Annotated in this window: 15 protein-coding genes; 3 read left to right on the forward strand and 12 right to left on the reverse strand. The window is 61.6% G+C overall.

Annotation, left to right across the window (positions count from 1 at the left end; translation table 11 throughout):
• Window positions 1-44 precede the first annotated feature (44 nt).
• Window positions 45-656, forward strand: a complete 612-nt coding sequence (locus HX830_RS01675) for a TetR/AcrR family transcriptional regulator (RefSeq protein WP_103496940.1) — start codon at window positions 45-47, stop codon at window positions 654-656.
• Window positions 657-680: 24 nt separating this feature from the next.
• Here HX830_RS01675 and HX830_RS01680 read toward each other — a convergent pair whose 3' ends face one another.
• The 3 genes from HX830_RS01680 to HX830_RS01690 all read right to left on the reverse strand — a co-directional run bounded on the left by HX830_RS01680 (window position 681) and on the right by HX830_RS01690 (window position 4,544).
• A complete protein-coding gene (locus HX830_RS01680) occupies window positions 681-1,784 on the reverse strand; it encodes a polyamine ABC transporter substrate-binding protein (RefSeq protein WP_177098762.1) in 1,104 nt (367 codons plus the stop codon).
• 39 nt (window positions 1,785-1,823) lie between these two features.
• On the reverse strand, window positions 1,824-3,161 hold the full coding sequence (locus HX830_RS01685; RefSeq protein ID WP_177098763.1) for an alginate export family protein: 1,338 nt from the start codon (window positions 3,159-3,161) through the stop codon (window positions 1,824-1,826).
• A 120-nt stretch (window positions 3,162-3,281) separates the two neighbouring features.
• Window positions 3,282-4,544 (reverse strand): serine hydrolase domain-containing protein, encoded by a 1,263-nt coding sequence (locus HX830_RS01690; RefSeq protein WP_103496943.1) that lies wholly within the window; start codon window positions 4,542-4,544, stop codon window positions 3,282-3,284.
• Window positions 4,545-4,788: 244 nt separating this feature from the next.
• On the opposite strand from HX830_RS01690, the gene HX830_RS01695 reads away from it, so the two are divergent.
• Window positions 4,789-5,832, forward strand: coding sequence for an aromatic ring-hydroxylating oxygenase subunit alpha (locus tag HX830_RS01695; RefSeq protein ID WP_177098764.1), 1,044 nt, complete (start codon window positions 4,789-4,791; stop codon window positions 5,830-5,832).
• Window positions 5,829-6,779 (forward strand): PDR/VanB family oxidoreductase, encoded by a 951-nt coding sequence (locus HX830_RS01700; protein WP_177098765.1) that lies wholly within the window; start codon window positions 5,829-5,831, stop codon window positions 6,777-6,779. The genes HX830_RS01695 and HX830_RS01700 overlap by 4 nt, the downstream gene beginning before the upstream one ends.
• 3 nt (window positions 6,780-6,782) lie before the next feature.
• Here the strand turns inward: HX830_RS01700 and HX830_RS01705 are convergent, their stop codons facing one another.
• The 9 genes from HX830_RS01705 to HX830_RS01745 form a co-directional block, all read right to left on the reverse strand.
• Window positions 6,783-7,613 carry a phosphodiesterase gene (locus HX830_RS01705; RefSeq protein ID WP_177098766.1) on the reverse strand — a complete coding sequence of 277 codons (831 nt, stop codon included), beginning with the start codon at window positions 7,611-7,613 and terminating at the stop codon, window positions 6,783-6,785.
• A gap of 15 nt (window positions 7,614-7,628) precedes the next feature.
• Complete coding sequence (locus HX830_RS01710) at window positions 7,629-8,660, reverse strand: ABC transporter ATP-binding protein (protein WP_177098767.1); 1,032 nt, start codon at window positions 8,658-8,660, stop codon at window positions 7,629-7,631.
• Window positions 8,657-9,451: an ABC transporter permease gene (locus HX830_RS01715; protein WP_177098768.1), complete on the reverse strand. Its 795-nt coding sequence runs from the start codon at window positions 9,449-9,451 to the stop codon at window positions 8,657-8,659. Before HX830_RS01715 ends, HX830_RS01710 begins: the two co-directional genes overlap by 4 nt.
• Window positions 9,448-10,314 (reverse strand): ABC transporter permease, encoded by an 867-nt coding sequence (locus HX830_RS01720; RefSeq protein WP_177098769.1) that lies wholly within the window; start codon window positions 10,312-10,314, stop codon window positions 9,448-9,450. Before HX830_RS01720 ends, HX830_RS01715 begins: the two co-directional genes overlap by 4 nt.
• A gap of 3 nt (window positions 10,315-10,317) precedes the next feature.
• The gene (locus HX830_RS01725; protein ID WP_177098770.1) at window positions 10,318-11,322 is read right to left on the reverse strand and encodes an ABC transporter substrate-binding protein; all 1,005 of its coding nucleotides are present in this window, start codon (window positions 11,320-11,322) and stop codon (window positions 10,318-10,320) included.
• The gene (locus HX830_RS01730; RefSeq protein WP_177098771.1) at window positions 11,306-12,325 is read right to left on the reverse strand and encodes a LacI family DNA-binding transcriptional regulator; all 1,020 of its coding nucleotides are present in this window, start codon (window positions 12,323-12,325) and stop codon (window positions 11,306-11,308) included. The genes HX830_RS01725 and HX830_RS01730 overlap by 17 nt, the downstream gene beginning before the upstream one ends.
• Window positions 12,326-12,489: 164 nt before the next feature.
• Window positions 12,490-13,200 (reverse strand): GntR family transcriptional regulator, encoded by a 711-nt coding sequence (locus tag HX830_RS01735; protein WP_177098772.1) that lies wholly within the window; start codon window positions 13,198-13,200, stop codon window positions 12,490-12,492.
• A gap of 111 nt (window positions 13,201-13,311) precedes the next feature.
• Entirely contained in the window at window positions 13,312-14,553 is a 1,242-nt protein-coding gene (locus HX830_RS01740; RefSeq protein WP_177098773.1) for a thiolase family protein, read from the reverse strand.
• Window positions 14,550-16,433: a feruloyl-CoA synthase gene (locus HX830_RS01745; RefSeq protein ID WP_177098774.1), complete on the reverse strand. Its 1,884-nt coding sequence runs from the start codon at window positions 16,431-16,433 to the stop codon at window positions 14,550-14,552. Before HX830_RS01745 ends, HX830_RS01740 begins: the two co-directional genes overlap by 4 nt.
• Window positions 16,434-16,445 lie beyond the last annotated feature (12 nt).

Genomic DNA, 16,445 nt, shown 5'->3' on the forward strand with positions numbered 1-16,445 from the left:
TTATCCTGCTGGCTTTCGTACCCGCCTAATTAAAAGGACCTCCCGTGACTGGACTGCGTGAACGCCAGAAAGTCCTACGCCGCCAGGCCATCAGCAAAGCCGCAGTGGAGCTGTTCGAGCGCCAGGGTTTCCAGAACACCACCATCGAACAGATCGCCAACCAGGCCGGGGTCTCGGCGCCCACGGTGTTCAAGTATTTCGGCAACAAGCAGGAAATCATCCTGGAAATCCTGCACGACGCCGACCAGCGCGCCCTCAAGGACACCCGCAGCCAGATCCCCGAAATGGACGATCCGGTCGACACCTTGTGCTACCTGGAACAGCTCTTGACCCGCTACGCCCTGGAAGTGATGCACCCCAGTCTCTGGCGCGAACTGCTGCCGCTGATCCTGTTTGGAGGCGACAATGAACTGCCCGAAGGCTACCGTGCCATGAACGATGCGTTGCGCTCGGAAATCAGTGGCCTGCTCAGGGACCTGCAACAGGCCGGCAAGCTGCGCGGCGACCTCAACGTCGAGACCGCCGCCTTCCTGCTCAATGACTATGCGCACCTTCAACTGCTGCGGCTGGTCAATCAGGAGCCGCCAGACATGGCGTCTCATTCCAGCCAGGTCCGGCGCATCACCGCCCTGCTCTTCCAGGGCATGCACGCCTGAGCCGAGACCCGGCAGCCAGGCTGTTCAGCGATTGGTCTTGATGCTCGTCCAGGTGCGGGTGCGGATCCGCTCCATGGCTGCCGGCATGGGTTGCAGGGCGAACAGCGTTTTACGCGCCTCGTCCGGCACATACATATTGGGGTTGTTACGGATATCGGCATTCACCAATACGGTGGCGTCCTTGTTCGGGTTGGGGTAACCGATCTTGTTGCTGATCCGGGCGATCACATCCGGTCGCAGGATGTAGTTGATGAACGCGTGGGCCTCCTTGGCATCCGGCGCATTGACCGGCACCACCATCACATCCGACCACATGGGCGCACCTTCCTTGGGCAATGCCATCTCGACCTTGACCCCCTTGCCAGCGGCATCGGCCAGTTGCTTGGCCAGCGCTACGCCACCCGACCAGCCCACTGCGACGCAAATATCACCATTGGCCAGATCCATGCCGTAGCGCGACGAGTTGAAGTAGGTGATGTAAGGGCGAATTTTCATCATCGCCGCCTGGGCCTGCGGGTAGTCCTCACGCTTCTGGCTGTTGGGATCGAGGCCCTTGTAGTGCAAGGCGATGGGCACGATCTCGTTGGCCGCATCGAGAAAGCCGACGCCGCAACCGGCCAGTTTGGCGAGGTTCTCTTCCTTGAAGATCATGTCCCAGCTGTTCATCTGCACATTGGCGCCCAGGACCTGCCGCACCTTGTCGACGTTGTAGCCGATCAACGTGGTGCCCCACAGGTAAGGAACCGCGTAGCGATTGCCCGAGTCGCCCACGGCCTCCAGGGACTTCATGAACTCCGGGTCCAGGTGCTGCCAGTTCGGCAGTTGGCTGCGCTCCAGGGGTTCGATGGCACCCGCGGCGATCAGGTGACTCAGGTTGGAACTACTCGGGAAGACCACGTCGTACCCGGAGTTGCCGGTCAGTAGCTTGGACTCCAGGGTCTCGACACTGTCGAACACATCGTAAATCGGGCGGATGCCCGTTTCCTCCTGGAAACTCTTCAGGATCTCAGGCGGCAGGTACTCGATCCAGTTGTAGATCCGGACAGTCCGCTCTTCAGCCAGGCACAAACCACTGGCCGACAACGAAACGACAGCACCCAGCAAGGTGTTACGCAAAAGACGGTTCATGATGAAACACTCCAGCGCGGCCGCAAAGGCTCGCGGCACTTAGTAGCGGTAGGTGAAATACAGTTCCAGCGCGCTGAACTTCTGATCGTCACCGAACACCTGCCTGGCTGCCGCCAGCGGCTTGACCCAGTTATAGGACAGCGAAGTGGACAGCGATTTCGACGCAGCCCAATCGAGGAAGACGACGCTCTCGTCGGCAAAGCGTCGATCACTGACCGCCGCGCCCATGTAGTTTTTTTCATCCAGCCAGAACTGGTAGTGGATCGCGCCGAGGGTCAGGGTTTCGTTGAGGTGGGTCTTGAGCGAGAACTGTTGAACGTTTTCGTTACTGTTGAACAGCAAGTAGTTGCCGACCACGTCGCCAATCAGCCAGGTGCTCCAATCGACAAAGCCCTTGCTCAAAGGGTCCCAGGCTTTCTGACGGTTATCGGAAAGGTTGTTGTCGCCGGAAAAGCTCGCATAGCGATAGCCGATCACCGGGGTCAGTGGCAAGGTGTTGAAGGCATAATCCGCCTGGCCATACCAGGCATTGGCATCGTAATCCACGCCTTCGCCACTGCCCCGCTCCAGGGCGTATTCGCCATTCAGGGTCAGGTTCGCCACACCCGGGACTTTCGCATTGAGCGCCCTGAGGTTATACACCAGCATCCCGTCACGGCGTCGCGGCAGGGTACTGCCCCTGGGCCCCAGCGCATTGACCCTCATCGCCATGGCCCCCAACGTCACCTGATCGTCGAGGTTGTAATCCAGGTTGACGCCGGTCATGCGGAAGTCCCCCAGATCGTCATCGGTGCGCAAGGTGAAAGCCTGGGCTTTCAGGGAAGCATGGTCCCAGGCCAGGATCGCCGAATCCCTGAAGGCCGTCCTGGGACCCAGCCAGTAGGCGCCGTCCTTTTTCTGGTCGAGGTTACCGTCCATGACGATGAAGCCGGTGCCGATCAGGTAATTCTGGCGACCGGCAGTGAACGTCCACTCGCCACGGCGAAAGCCGCCGTAGAGTTCTTCTGTCGCCACCTTACCGTCGGAACTGCGGGTGAAACCACCAGCGTCACCATCACCCAAGGTCTTCGCCGCTACCAGAGAGCCGCCGGCCAGCAGGCTGAAATCCGGCTGCACCGCATACTCCAGCTTGACCCCGGGTTTCACGTAGAACTCCTGCCAGTCAATGCTGCTACCGCCGTTCCGGCCGTTACGCATATCAATCCGGCCGCTACCGAAATTGACATTGCGAGTGAAAAGCGTCGCTGCGCCGGCGGTGAGATTGACCTCCCCCTTGAGGTCGCCATCCTCGAAGGTGTAGCCCGCCATCGCCGCCTGGGTAGCCAGGGGTAGCCCGACCGCCAATAGCGCGCGTGAAAAACGCATCGTGGGAAACATAGTGAAGCTCCTGTGTGATTTATTGTTGTTACAGGGCAGTTGAGCGGCGGCGCAGTACGTCGCCAAGACCCCTTCGGGTCGGGTGAAGCGATTCGCAACGTTGTTGTTTTAAAGCGGTGCTCAACGACTCAGATGGCCGGCGATGGCGCGCAGCATGCGCACGCTGTCGGCATCGAATGGGCCGACGGCATCGGGCAGTGATGACTGCTTGACGATCACCACGCCGGATGGCTTGTCGATGAACAGGTATTGGCCATGAATACCACCGGCCATGAGCGCCTGACTGTGGTCGTTGAAGACGTACCACTGGCTGCGATAGGACGCGCCAGGTGTCCATCTGGAGAACTCGGGGTTCGCGGCGTAGATCGCCGGATCGGAACCGCCGACGATGCACGCGATGGCCTCGCTCGAGAGCAACTGCCGGCCGTCCTGCTGCCCCTCATTGGCCAAAAGGCGGCCGAAACGTGCCATGTCCCGCAGGGTGGCGCTGAAACCGGCCCCCGCCACACCACGGCCCCAGGGGTCGGCCATGAAGTAGCCGTCGCGCTCACACCCCAACTGGCTCCAGATGCCTTGCAGCAACTGGTCGCAGGACTTGCCCGAGGCGCGCTCCATCACCCAGGCCAGGGCTTCGGTGGTGGCGGTCACATAGTGGAAAAAACCACCATGTTCACCGCGCTTTCGCAGGGACGGCAGGTACTGGTAAAGCGACTCGAACTGAGCGTACTGCGGCGGGGTCGGCTGGAAACCGCAGGCGTAGCCATACTGTGAACTCTCGGAATTGGGGTCGTCATAGACCTCGCTGTATTCGATGCCCACGGCCATGTCGAACAGCTGCCGCACGCTGGCATCGGCAAACGCGCCGCCCAGCAGCTCCGGCACGTAATGCACCGCGGGCAATGCCGGGTCGAGGGTGCCCTCGCAGACCAGTTGCTCCCCCAGGGTGCCGATCAGCGACTTGGTGACCGAGAACATGACATGCCGATCCCGGCGCTGCTGGCCGTTGAAGTAGCGCTCGAAGAGCACCGTGTCGCCTTGCATCACCAGGAATGCGTCGGTGTGACTGGCCACCAGGTGATCGATGACGCTGATGCCCAGGCCGCATTCACTGACGAAACTCAGCTCATCCAGCGCCAGTGGCGCCTCCTTCAAGACACCGGTCGTACCAGGGTTGGCCTGCACATCGATGGACGGACGCAGGCGTGCCAGGTTGCGAAACCCCCACTGGTTGAACGGCGGGCTCATCCAGTTGGACCAGGTGACGCGATGTTCCGGTTCGGCCGGAAAACCTTGCATGAGTGACGACGCGACAGGTCCGTCGGCTGAAGACTCATTGGCCTCGACATAAAGACTGGCCAGCAAAGGCAGGTGGTTCTGACTCATGGGGTTGCCCCTGGAAATGACTCTGCGTGAGAGCAGATGCAGGAGAATAATTAACCAAGACTATTTATTTAGTCAATAAAATAATTAATAAGGTTAATTAATGCCTTGGCGCTGTGCGGTTCAGGCGTGCGTCAAACGATCCAGTGGATCCATTGAAAAGTAAAAAGCATTTTTTGTTTGACTTTAATCGCACAAAACAATCCTAATGGATCCACTAAATACAAAAAAAGCTGGGAGAATCGCCATGTATCTCAAGAACACCTGGTACGTCGCCTGTACGCCTGATGAACTCGACAAGCCCCTGGGCCGTCAGATCTGTGGTGAGAAGATGGTTTTTTACCGTGGCCATGAAGGCCAGGTGTCGGCCGTCGAGGACTTCTGCCCCCATCGCGGCGCTCCGCTGTCACTGGGATACGTCGAGAACGGCCAACTGGTGTGCGGTTATCACGGCCTGGTGATGGGTTGCGATGGCAAGACCGTGGAAATGCCGGGGCAGCGGGTCCGGGGATTCCCCTGCAACAAGACCTTCGCCGTGGTCGAGCGCTACGGATTTGTCTGGGTCTGGCCCGGCGATCAGGAGCAGGCCGACGCCGCGCTGATCCCTCATCTGGAATGGGCGATCAGCGACCAGTGGGCCTATGGCGGAGGCCTGTTTCATATCCAGTGCGACTACCGCCTGATGATCGACAACCTGATGGACCTGACCCACGAAACCTACGTGCATGCATCCAGCATCGGCCAGAAGGAAATCGATGAGGTCGCGCCGATCACCACGGTCGAGGGCGACGAGGTGATCACCGCCCGCCACATGGAAAACATCCTGGCACCGCCCTTCTGGCGCATGGCCCTGCGCGGCAACAACCTGGCCGATGATGTGCCGGTTGACCGCTGGCAGATCTGCCGCTTCAGCCCCCCCAGTCATGTGCTGATCGAAGTCGGCGTGGCCCACGCCGGCAAAGGCGGTTATCACGCCGATCCGCAGTTCAAGGCGTCGAGCATCGTCGTCGACTTCATCACCCCGCAAACCGAGACCTCGATCTGGTACTTCTGGGGGATGGCACGCAACTTCAACCCCCGGGACGAAGCCCTGACCGCGAGCATCCGCGAGGGTCAGGGCAAGATTTTCAGCGAAGATCTGGAGATGCTCGAACGCCAGCAACAGAACCTGCTCGACCATCCCCTGCGTAACCTGCTCAAGCTCAATATCGACGCCGGCGGCGTGCAGTCGCGCCGAGTCCTGGAGCGTCTGATCGCCCGGGAACGAGCCCCACAGGAGTCACTGACATGATCGAAGTGCGAGTGGTTTCGCGCCACGACGAAGCCCAGGACATCTGCAGCTACGAGTTGGCCAGTGTCGACGACCAACCACTGCCGGCCTTCAGCGCCGGCGCCCATATCGATGTGCATCTGCCTGGCGGCCTGATCCGACAATACTCCCTGTGCAACCACCCCGAAGAGCGCCATCGTTACCTGATCGGCGTACTCAAGGACCCGGGTTCCCGAGGCGGTTCACGGGCCATGCACGAGCAGATCCGGCCTGGTACGCGCCTGTCGATCAGCGCGCCGCGCAATCTGTTTCCACTGGTCCATGAGGCCAGGCGCAGCCTGCTGTTCGCCGGTGGAATCGGCATTACCCCGCTCCTCTGCATGGCCGAACGCCTGGCACACAGCGGCGCGGATTTCGAACTGCACTACTGCGCCCGTGCGCGGGACCGCGCGGCCTTTATCGAACGGTTGCAACACTCGCCGTTTGCCCACCGGGTGTTCCTGCATTTCGATCAGGAACCCGAGACGGCGCTGGACGCCGCCAAGGTCCTGGCCGCGCCCGAAGACGACGTTCATGTGTATGTGTGTGGCCCCGGTGGCTTTATGCAGCACGTGTTGGATACGGCCAAGGCCTCGGGCTGGCAGGAGCCCTGCCTGCATCGCGAGTACTTCGCCGCAGCGCCCATCGACACTGGCGCCGACGGCAGCTTCTCGATCAGGATCGCCAGCAGCGGCCAAACCTTCGAGGTGCCTGCCGACAAGAGCGTGGTGCAGGTGCTGCAAGACAACGGTATCGAGATCGCCATTTCATGCGAACAAGGTATTTGTGGCACCTGCCTGACTCGGGTTCTGGAGGGCGTGCCGGAACATCGCGACCTGTTCCTCACCGAAGATGAACAAGCCGCCAACGACCAGTTCACCCCTTGCTGCTCGCGTTCGAAAACGCCACTGCTGGTGCTCGATCTCTAGTTATCAGTCAATCAATCCATTTGCGTCATAAAACGGATACGGCCCGGGATACTCACCAAACACGCCGTTATGGGTCACCAACGCCTGCTCATGCCAGTGATGCAACAGATACCCCGGCGGTTCCAGGTTGAAATGCGCCGGGGCGGTGGGCTGCAGATCCAGCACGATTTGATGTGAGGTACCGGGGCACACACAAATCAGGCTGCCGCCGAAACGCCGCTGCATCGGCCGATGCAGGTGTCCGCACAACAACCGCTCGACCTGCGGGTGACGGGCAATGAGCCCCTCCAGGGCCATCGCGTTGATGAACGGCTCGCGGTCCATATGGCCAATGCCACTGATAAACGGCGGATGATGCAGAACCAATAGCGTCGGCGCCTCGGGGCGACGGGCCAGTTGTTCATCGAGCCAATGCAACTGACGGTCCTGCAACTGGCCGCCATGGGCGCCGGGTATGCTCGTGTCCAGACCGATAAGGCGTAGCGGATGCTCCTCGACCACCCAATCCAGTGGTTCACCGGCCACTCTCGGCCAGTAGGTGTGATCGGCGAATGCCGCCAACAAATGCTCCCGATTGTCGTGGTTACCGGGCACCAGGTAGAAAGGCATGTGCAGGCGCGCGAGCTCAGGGTGCAGCACGGCATATTCGTCGGGGCGACCGAAGTCCACCAGGTCGCCACTGATTACCACAATATCCGGGCGCGGCCGGCTGGCGTTCAGATGATCGACAGCACGACGCAATGCACCGAGGGTATCGACGACGCCATAGGTCAGTTTCTGACCGGCTTTAAGATGCAGATCGCTGATCTGCGCAACGAGAAATGGACGGTTCAAAAGACTGATCTCTGATCACTGATGCAGGGTGAACAACACTTGTGGTTCGATGGCCAAGGCAAGCATGGCGCCGGCCCCGTAAATCACGCCATCGGTGCTGTCCACCAACAACGGCTGGGGGGCGCCGACATCCACCAGCAGACGGCTTTGCGCCCCCTGGAAAAACTGGCCGACAAGACGTCCACGTAGATGCCCCTGGCAGTCCATCACCCGCAGATGTTCGGGGCGGCAATACACGGTGGCGGGCAGACGGGTGCCGCTCCATGGCAATTCACCGCCACTGACTTTCAAGCCATCGGTCGTGCGCTCGATCACCGAAAAAGCATTGAGGTTGCCCACGAAGCTGGCGACGAAAGCATTGGCTGGCTGCTGGTAGATTTCCCGCGGACTGGCCAATTGCGCGACGCGGCCCTGCTCCATCACCAAAATGCGATTCCCCAACGCCATGGCTTCGCCCTGGTCGTGGGTGACGAACACGGCGGTGATTCCCAGGCTGCGCAACAGCTGATCCAACTCGCTGCGCAAGCGCTCACGCAACTGCGCATCCAGCGCCGCCAAGGGTTCGTCGAGCAGCAACACCCGAGGTCGCGGTGCCAGGGCACGGGCCAGAGCGACCCGCTGGCGCTGACCGCCGGACAGCTCGTGAATACTGCGTTTCCCATGCTCATCCAGGCCGACCAGCTCCAGCAGTTCCGCGCAACGCTTGTTGCGTTCGGCGGGCGACATGCCGCGAATTTTCAGGCCGTAGCTGATGTTGCCGGCCACATCCAAATTCGGAAACAAGGCGTAGTTCTGGAACACCATGCCCACGTTACGGCGTTCGATGGGCAGGTGCGTGACATCATCGTCGCCCAAAAAAATCCGCCCTGCATCTGGACGCTCCAGACCGGCGATCAGGCGCAGGGTAGTGGTTTTACCGCAGCCGGACGGGCCAAGAACCGCCAGGGTTTCCCCCGCCTCGATGCTCAGGTCCAGGTCATGCACGGCAACGGTGCCATCAGCGAACGCCTTGCGACAACCCTCAAGGCGAATGGTGGTTCCGGTCATCGTTTTTCTCCACGGGAAAGACGGCTGCTGATGGCCTGCAGCGCGATAAGCAGCGGCACGATCATCATCAGAAATATAAGGGTGTAGGCGCTGGCGACTTCCAGCCGGGCCGAGGCATAACTGTCGGCCAAGCCCACCGGCAATGTCTTGGTCATCGGCGTGTGGAGCATCCAGGTCAGGTTGAACTCACCCAACGACAGGGTGACCACCATCAACACCCCGGCGAGAATCCCCGCCCGGCAGTTGGGCAGCACCACACTGAAGAAACGCCGGATCGGCCCCGCGCCCAGACTCGCCGCCGCCTCTTCGAGGACCGGCAAATGCTGGCGTTGCATCACCGCCATCACCGGACGCACCAGAAACGGCAGGGTGAACAGCACATGGCCGACCAGAATGAACAGCCAACTGCCGCGAAACCCGCCAAACTGACCATAGGTGAGCAGCAGTGCCAAAGCGCTGGCCAAACCGGGCATCGCCACGGGCAGCACCATCAGTTCCTCGAACGCGCGACTGAAGCGATTGTCCATCCGTACCAGCGCATAAGCCGCCGGCACGCCAACCACACAGACACACAGCGCACAAGCCACGGCCAGTTCCAGGGACAGCCAGACGGTCGGCGAATAAGCCTGCCAGACTTGCACCAGCCAGGCGAACGTGAGGCCGCTGGATATCCCCTGGAAATAATTACGCGTCACCCCGGCCAGCAGTGACATCAGCACCGGGACCAGCATGAAAGCGCAAACCAGCAAGGTAAACAGCAGTTGCCCGACAAACAGCGTTGAGCGCTTCACAAGACCGTCCTCGAAGGTTTGACCAACGTGCGGGCCAGCAACAAAACGATCCAGGTCAGCACGCCCAACACCACCGACAGCGCGGCGGCCAGTGCAAAATTGGCGTAGTTGGTGAACACGTTGTAAATCGCTACCGGCGTTACATTCAGCCGCGTGCCCAGCGTAAACGCCGTGCCGAAGGCGCCCATGGACGTGGCAAAGCAGATCGCCCCGCATGAGACCAGCGCCGGCGCCAGGCCGGGCACGATGACATCACAGACCACTCGCCAATGACCCGCGCCCAGTGAATGGGCGGCTTCTTCCAGGCTGCGATCCAGGCTCTCACACGCCGCCATCACCGTAAGGATCACCCGCGGAATCGAGAAGTACAGGTAGCCGACGAACAGCCCTGTCAGCGAATAGGCAAAAATCCAGCGCTCACCCGCCAGCTCAAGACCAAGGCTGGCGAACAGCCCTTGGCGGCCAGCCAGCAGGATGACCAGAAAGCCGACCACCACGCCGGGAAACGCCAATGGAAAGGTCAACAAGGCGACCAGCGCCGAACGGCCGAAGAAGCGCTGGCGCGAGAGAAACACCCCGCTGACGCCGCCCACCAGCAGCGCCGCGAGGGTCACCACCAGGGCCAGCATGCAGGTCTGCGCCAGACTGCCCAGGTATTGTGCACTGCTCAGCACCTGCCAATAGCCGCTGTCACTGCCATCGCGACTTTGCCCACCCAGCATAATCAGATGCGCCAGTGGCAGTAACCAGAACGCGAACAGCACGGCGGCCGCCGGCGCCAGCGCCCAGGCAGCGGTCGGCCGCAAGCGTGGCACCAAGGTCCAGGCCGAGCGGCCTTCCCGGGCTTTGACTTGCGAAGCCATCACTTACTTGACCTCACTCAGATAACGTGCGGAAAAGACTTCCTGCACCGCCGCCATATGTTCGTAATCGACCACGCCAGCCCGGGCATAATCGCTGTCCGGCAGGAACTGTGCGGCGACATCCGCAGGCATCTTTATCGCTCGCACGGGCCGCAGGTAGGCCTTGGCCCACAACGCCTGGCCTTGATCGGACAGGACGAAATCCAAGACCTTCTCGGCATTGGCCCGATGCGGGGCATTGCCGACCATGCTCATGACGTAAGGCACACTGATGCTGCCTTCCTTGGGAATCACAAACGCAACGTTGGCATTGTCCTTGTAGCGCGCTCGATAAGCGTTGAAGTCGTAATCGACCAGAATCGGCAACTCACCGGACAACACCCGGGCGTAGGCCGTCTGCTTGGGCACGATGGGTGCGTTTTTCGCCAGTTTCTGGAAGTAATCGATGGCTGGAGCGAAGTTATCCAGGTTGCCGCCCATGGCTTGGTTGATGGCCACCGCCGTCACGTAACCGACGAACGCACTGGATGGATCGAGGTAGCCCACCATGCCTTTGTATTCCGGTTTGAGCAGGTCGTTCCAGCTTTGTGGCACGGGCAGGCCACCCAGCGCATCGACATTGACCATGATGCCCAACGTGCCGGAATGAATCGCAAACCAGTGACCTTCCGGGTCTTTCAGGCCGGAGGGAATCTCCTCCCAGCCCTTGGGTTTATACATGCCAACCACCCCGGCCTTTTGCGCCTGCAAGCCGAAGGTGACGCCGTAATACACCACGTCAGCCACCGGGGCGGCCTGTTCGGCGACCAATTGCGCCAGTGACTGACCGGAGTTTTTGTTGTCTTGCGGAACCTGCACGCCAGTCGTATCGGCAATCGCCTTCAGTTGGGTGCCCCAGTCCGCCCACTCCGGCGGGCAGTTGTAGCAGATGGCCGTTTGCGCGGCTTGCGCCAGGTTGACGACGCCGCACAGCAGCAAAGCGGCCAGGGTTTTACTGATGCGGATCATCAAATGTCTCCTCGTAGGGCTGAGTACTTTCGCCTGGCCGGATATGACAAGGCAGGCAATGGGAAGCCGGTGCGGCGCCGGCGATCTGCGCCAGCAACTGATCGATCACGGTATAAGCCAGCGTCGCGATGGGTTGAACGACACTGCACAATGTCGGGTGTATCTGGGTGCCCAGGGCGATGCCGTCAAAGCCGATGACCGAGAGCTGCCGAGGTACGTTCCAGCCGTTACGTCGCAGTTGCGCAATCAGGCTGATTGCCAGCAAATCGTTGGAACAGACCAGCGCACTGAGCGCTTGCGGGCCATGTAGAAACGGCTCGATAGCGGCAAAGTCAGCCTGGGTATGGGCGGGCATTTCGATCACTGGCAAGCGGTCGAGACCGGCCTCACGCATCGCATCGCAATAACCGGCGTAACGCAGGCGAGCGCGGTCGGACTGCAAGGCGGGCCCCGCGACCATGCCGATCCGCCAATGCCCCGCTTCCAGCAGATAACGGGTCGCCAGCGCCATGCCCGCGCGGTTATCCACGGACACGCTGCTGTGGTCAGGATTGCCGGGTTGGTGGTAGGCCAGTACAAAGGGCGTGTCTTCCCTGGCAAGGCTTTGCAGTACCCGGCTCCGATCGGCATCCGTGACCGTCAGGACCAGACCATCGACGCGCTGACGCAACAATTCCTCGACCACCGCGCTTTCACGTTCGCTGCTGTAGTCGGTGGTTGCCAGCAACAGGTTGTAACCGCGTAAGCGCGCAGCGCGCTCCATCGCCTGGAATTGCTCGGCGAACACCGGGTTGAGCAGATTGGGAACCACAACGCCAATCAGTTTGGTGGTTTGCAGACGGAGTTGGCGGCCGAGACGATTGGGCCGAAAACCCAGTTCACGCGCTGCGGCGAATACTTGTTCTCGAGTCGCGGGACGCACCACTTCAGGGGAGGCAAAGGCTCGCGCCGCGGTCGCCCGCGAAACCCCGGCCAGTTGTGCAACCTCTTTCAAATCAGTCATTTTTGCTCGCTCGAGATCGATCTCATTGAGAGCGACATTACTCAAGGGACATGGCGTTTTCGCGATCAAAAAATGACAATTGGATGTCAGGCTCCCCTCGCCCACCTCGACTCCGTCCGAGGTCAGTGCTCAGGTGTCCATCAGTGCAGCCGGCAAGGCTGGAATCAGGAGCGGAGAATAACCTTCATCCGCTCTTCGGCCACCGCCGAGCCGAAGATCTCGGCATAGCGCAACGTGGCGTTGGCGTGCTCGCGCATGATGGCTTCGGCACGCGCGCCCTGGCGGTTGACCAGCGCATCGAACACCGAATGGTGCTGCATGTGCGCATAGTTGAAACGCCGGTACTCGCGAACCATGTCGTCACGGTCAACCGCCAGGGCGGTCACCGAGGCGAAAGGCAAATGGTCGTTGCGCGCCAGGGCGTCGGCGATGGCCGGGTTGTGGCTGCCTTCGACGATCACCTGGTGAAAACGCATGTTGAGATCGTGATAGAGCTCAAGGTCCTCGATGGTCACGAACCCTTTGTCGAACAGTTGATCACCTTGCGACAGGCACTGTTCAAGGCTCGCCCGGGCCTCGTCCGAAAGCCCCCGCTCGGCGGTCTGGCGCGCCGCCAGGCCTTCGAGCACGCCCCGCACTTCGACCGCACCGGCAATATCATCGGGATTGACGGAGCGCACCTGAAACCCGCGCCCGCCAAAACGCACCAACAGGCCTTCCTGCTCCAGCGTGCGGAACGCCATGCGCACCGGCATCCGCGAGACACCGAAAAGCTCCGCCGTGGGGTTTTCCATCAGCCGTTCGCCAGCCGCCAATTCGCCGGAGGCGATCATCTTGCGCAGCGCGACCAGCACCGTTTGACCGGGCTTACTCATCCAGGCAACTTCCAGAAAGGTGGGTTGCCATAGTAACGCAAGGTCTGGGCTGACTGCAGGGCGCTGTTTACGGATCGGGCTGCATACCGGCAAAGGCAGCGATGCCTTGCTTCAGCCTTGATACTCGGGATTTTCGATCAGCAAAGCCATGCCCTGCCCGCCGCCGACACACGCCGCCGCGATGCCATAACGCAGATTGCCCTCGCGCAACTGCCTGGCCAGGCTCAGCACCAGGCGCAAACCACTGGCGGCCAAGGGGTGGCCCAAGGCGATCGAGCCACCCCGTCGGTTGAGTCGGTCGCCATCCAGCCCCAGCACCTGGGCCACGGCCAGTACCTGGGCCGCCTGCGCCTCGTTGATTTCCAGCAAGTCGATATCGGCCAGGGCCAGCCCGCTGCGCTGCAGCAGCAACTGGATCGCCGGCGCTGGCCCTATGCCCATGAATTCCGGCGCCACACCTACCACGGTACTGGCCAGCAAATGGGCCAGCACCGGACGAAAAGCCCAAGACGCTCGCCCCACCAGCGCCGCCGCCGCGCCATCGACCAGCGCGCAACTGTTGCCGGCCGTTTGCACACCGCCGTCATGCACCGAGCGCAAGCGGCTCAAGGCCGTCAGATCGGTAGGCCGCGGATGACTGTCCCGCGTCACCCGCTCCACGCCCCGCGGCAACTGGATACTCCGTGCCTGATAGCCAGCCAGCTCAAAGCGTTCATTGCCCAGCGCCACCAGCTCCGGTGTAAACCAGCCGTCCGTCTGAGCCTGCAGCGCCAGTTGATGACTATCCAGCGCATAACGATCCACCACCTCACGACTCAGGCCATAGCGCTGGGCCAGGTTATCGGCGGTGGCAATCATATCCAGACCCGGCGCCGGGTCGTAGAGCGCTTCCCAGAGAAAGTCCTTGAACTCCACGGCGGCACCGAGGCGGAAACCGCCGCGGTGGACATAGGCGGCAATCGGATTGCGCGACATGGATTCAGCCGCCACGCACAGGGCCAACTGCACACCGTCGTCCAACTGCCTGGCGGCCTGGTGCAAGAGCTCGAAGCCGGTGGCGCAGATGCGCTGCACCGCCAGCGCCGGGATCCCTTGCGGCACGCCACTGTAAAGGCCGATATGGCGGGGCAGCAGGTAGGCATCGAAACTGGCCTGGGCCATGGAACCGGCGAGTACGCTGTCCACCGCTGTCGGATCGATAGCGGCGCGGGCCAGCACCTCGCGCCCGACCTTGATCCCCAGGTCGATCGGCGAGACCTGGGCCAAGGCCCCGCCGAGATCGACCCAGGGCGTGCGCAGCGCTTCGAAAATCGCCACATCGCGAAAACTCGAATACTGCCCCACGCTGTTCACGGTTGAGACCCGGCACGCAGGATCGAAGGCTCTTCGCCGCGATACAGCGCTTCGACCTTGGCGGCGCGCCACTGCAACACCGCACGCTGATTGATCGAGCCCTTGTCGGTGATTTCACCGCGATCGATGGAGGCCGGTTCATCGAGCAGCACGATCCATTCCAGGCGGCTGGCATTACCGGTGGCATCGCGGTTGAGCCGTTGCAGCCAGTCGCTGAACCACAGGCGCACAGGCACGCTGGCCAGGACCTCGACATCGCTGGCCTGCGGACTCAAGGCGGCCAGACGTCGACACTCATACAAGCGCGGAAAGACCAGCGCCCCCAGGCACTCGCGATCCGGCGCGGCCACCACCAGGTCCTGGACATAGGGCGAACCTTCGAGCACCGCGCGATTGCGCAAGGGGCCGACACTGACAAAGACCCCGGAAGACAACTTGAAGTCCTCGGCAATCCGCCCGTCGAACATCAGGCCCAGTTCCGGGTCTCTCGGATCCGCGAGCTTGAGGGCATCGCCGGAACAGTAGAAGCCCTGCTCATCGAAGACTTCGGCGGTCTGCTGCGGCGCGCGCCAGTAACCCGGCATGATGTGCGGCCCGCGAAAACGCCCCTCCAACTTGCCATCCACCGGCACCAGGCGCACCTCACAACCAGGCGCCGGCAAGCCGATGTACCCGGCCATGGACAACGGCCCGGTGGTGAAGGTGCAGGACGGCGCCGCCTCGGTCATGCCAAGCCCGGCCATCATGCGAATACGTTCACCACAATGCGCTTCGGCAACCCGGTCCAGGCGGTCCCAGATCCGCTGGGACAATCCGGCGGCGGCGAAAAAGAACAGTTTCATGCGCGAGAAGAAACATTCGCGCAACTCAGCGTCCTGCTCCAGGGCGCTGACCAGTTCCTCCCAGCCCTTGGGCACGGTCAGGTAGGCGGTGGGCGACACGTCCTTGAGGTTGCGCAGTGTTTCGGCAAAGCCCTGGACGGTGGGCTTGCCGTCGTCCAGGTAAAAGGTCCCGCCGTTGTACAGCACGATACCGACATTGTGGCTACCGCCGAAGGTGTGATTCCACGGCAGCCAGTCCACCAGCACCGGCGGTTCTTCGCCAAACACCGGGAAGGTCTGCAACAGCATCTGCTGGTTGGCGCAGAGCATGCGCTGGGTCGTGACCACCGCCTTGGGCAGCTTGGTGGAACCCGAGGTAAACAGAAACTTGGCGATGCTGTCGGGCCCGGTGGCGGCGAACGCTGCTTCGGCTTCGGCCGCGCCGGGTTGTTGCAGCAAGCTGGCAAAGCGGCTCTGCCGGCGCCCCGGCATCTCGCCACGGACGCTGATCAGTGGCGTCTCGACCGGTAACACGGCGTCTATCGCGCGCTGGAAGGCGGCAACATCACTGACGAACACCAACCCCGGCTGCAACAGATCGCAAACATGCCGCAGCTTGGCGAAATCCTGCGACAACAACGAATAGGCCGGAGAGATCGGGCAATAGGGAATACCGGCGTACATGGCCCCCAGCGCAATCTGCAGATGCTCGATGTCGTTACCTGAAAGGATCGCCAGCGGCCGCTCGGCCGAAAGACCATAACCCAGCAGGCCCTGGGCAATGGCGCGGACGCTGTCGAGCATCTCGGCGTAACTCACCCGCCGCCAGCCACCGTCATCCTGACGCGCCGCGATAAAGGTCTGTTGCGGACGTACCTCGGCCCAATGCACCAGGCGATCGAGCAAACGCCTGGGCAACTCGGCCAGGGGTTCGAGGGAGCGCATGGACAGGATGCCCTGCTCTTCGCTGACCTCGACCGCTGGATGGCCGATGGACACTTGGCGATAACGCGGCGTACTGGCCTCGGTCCGAGGCGCTGATCTGAATTCTGAACTCATGGGTTTGTCCTC

It is taken from the genome of Pseudomonas gingeri (assembly GCF_013385425.1).
Taxonomy (GTDB): domain Bacteria; phylum Pseudomonadota; class Gammaproteobacteria; order Pseudomonadales; family Pseudomonadaceae; genus Aquipseudomonas; species Aquipseudomonas gingeri_D.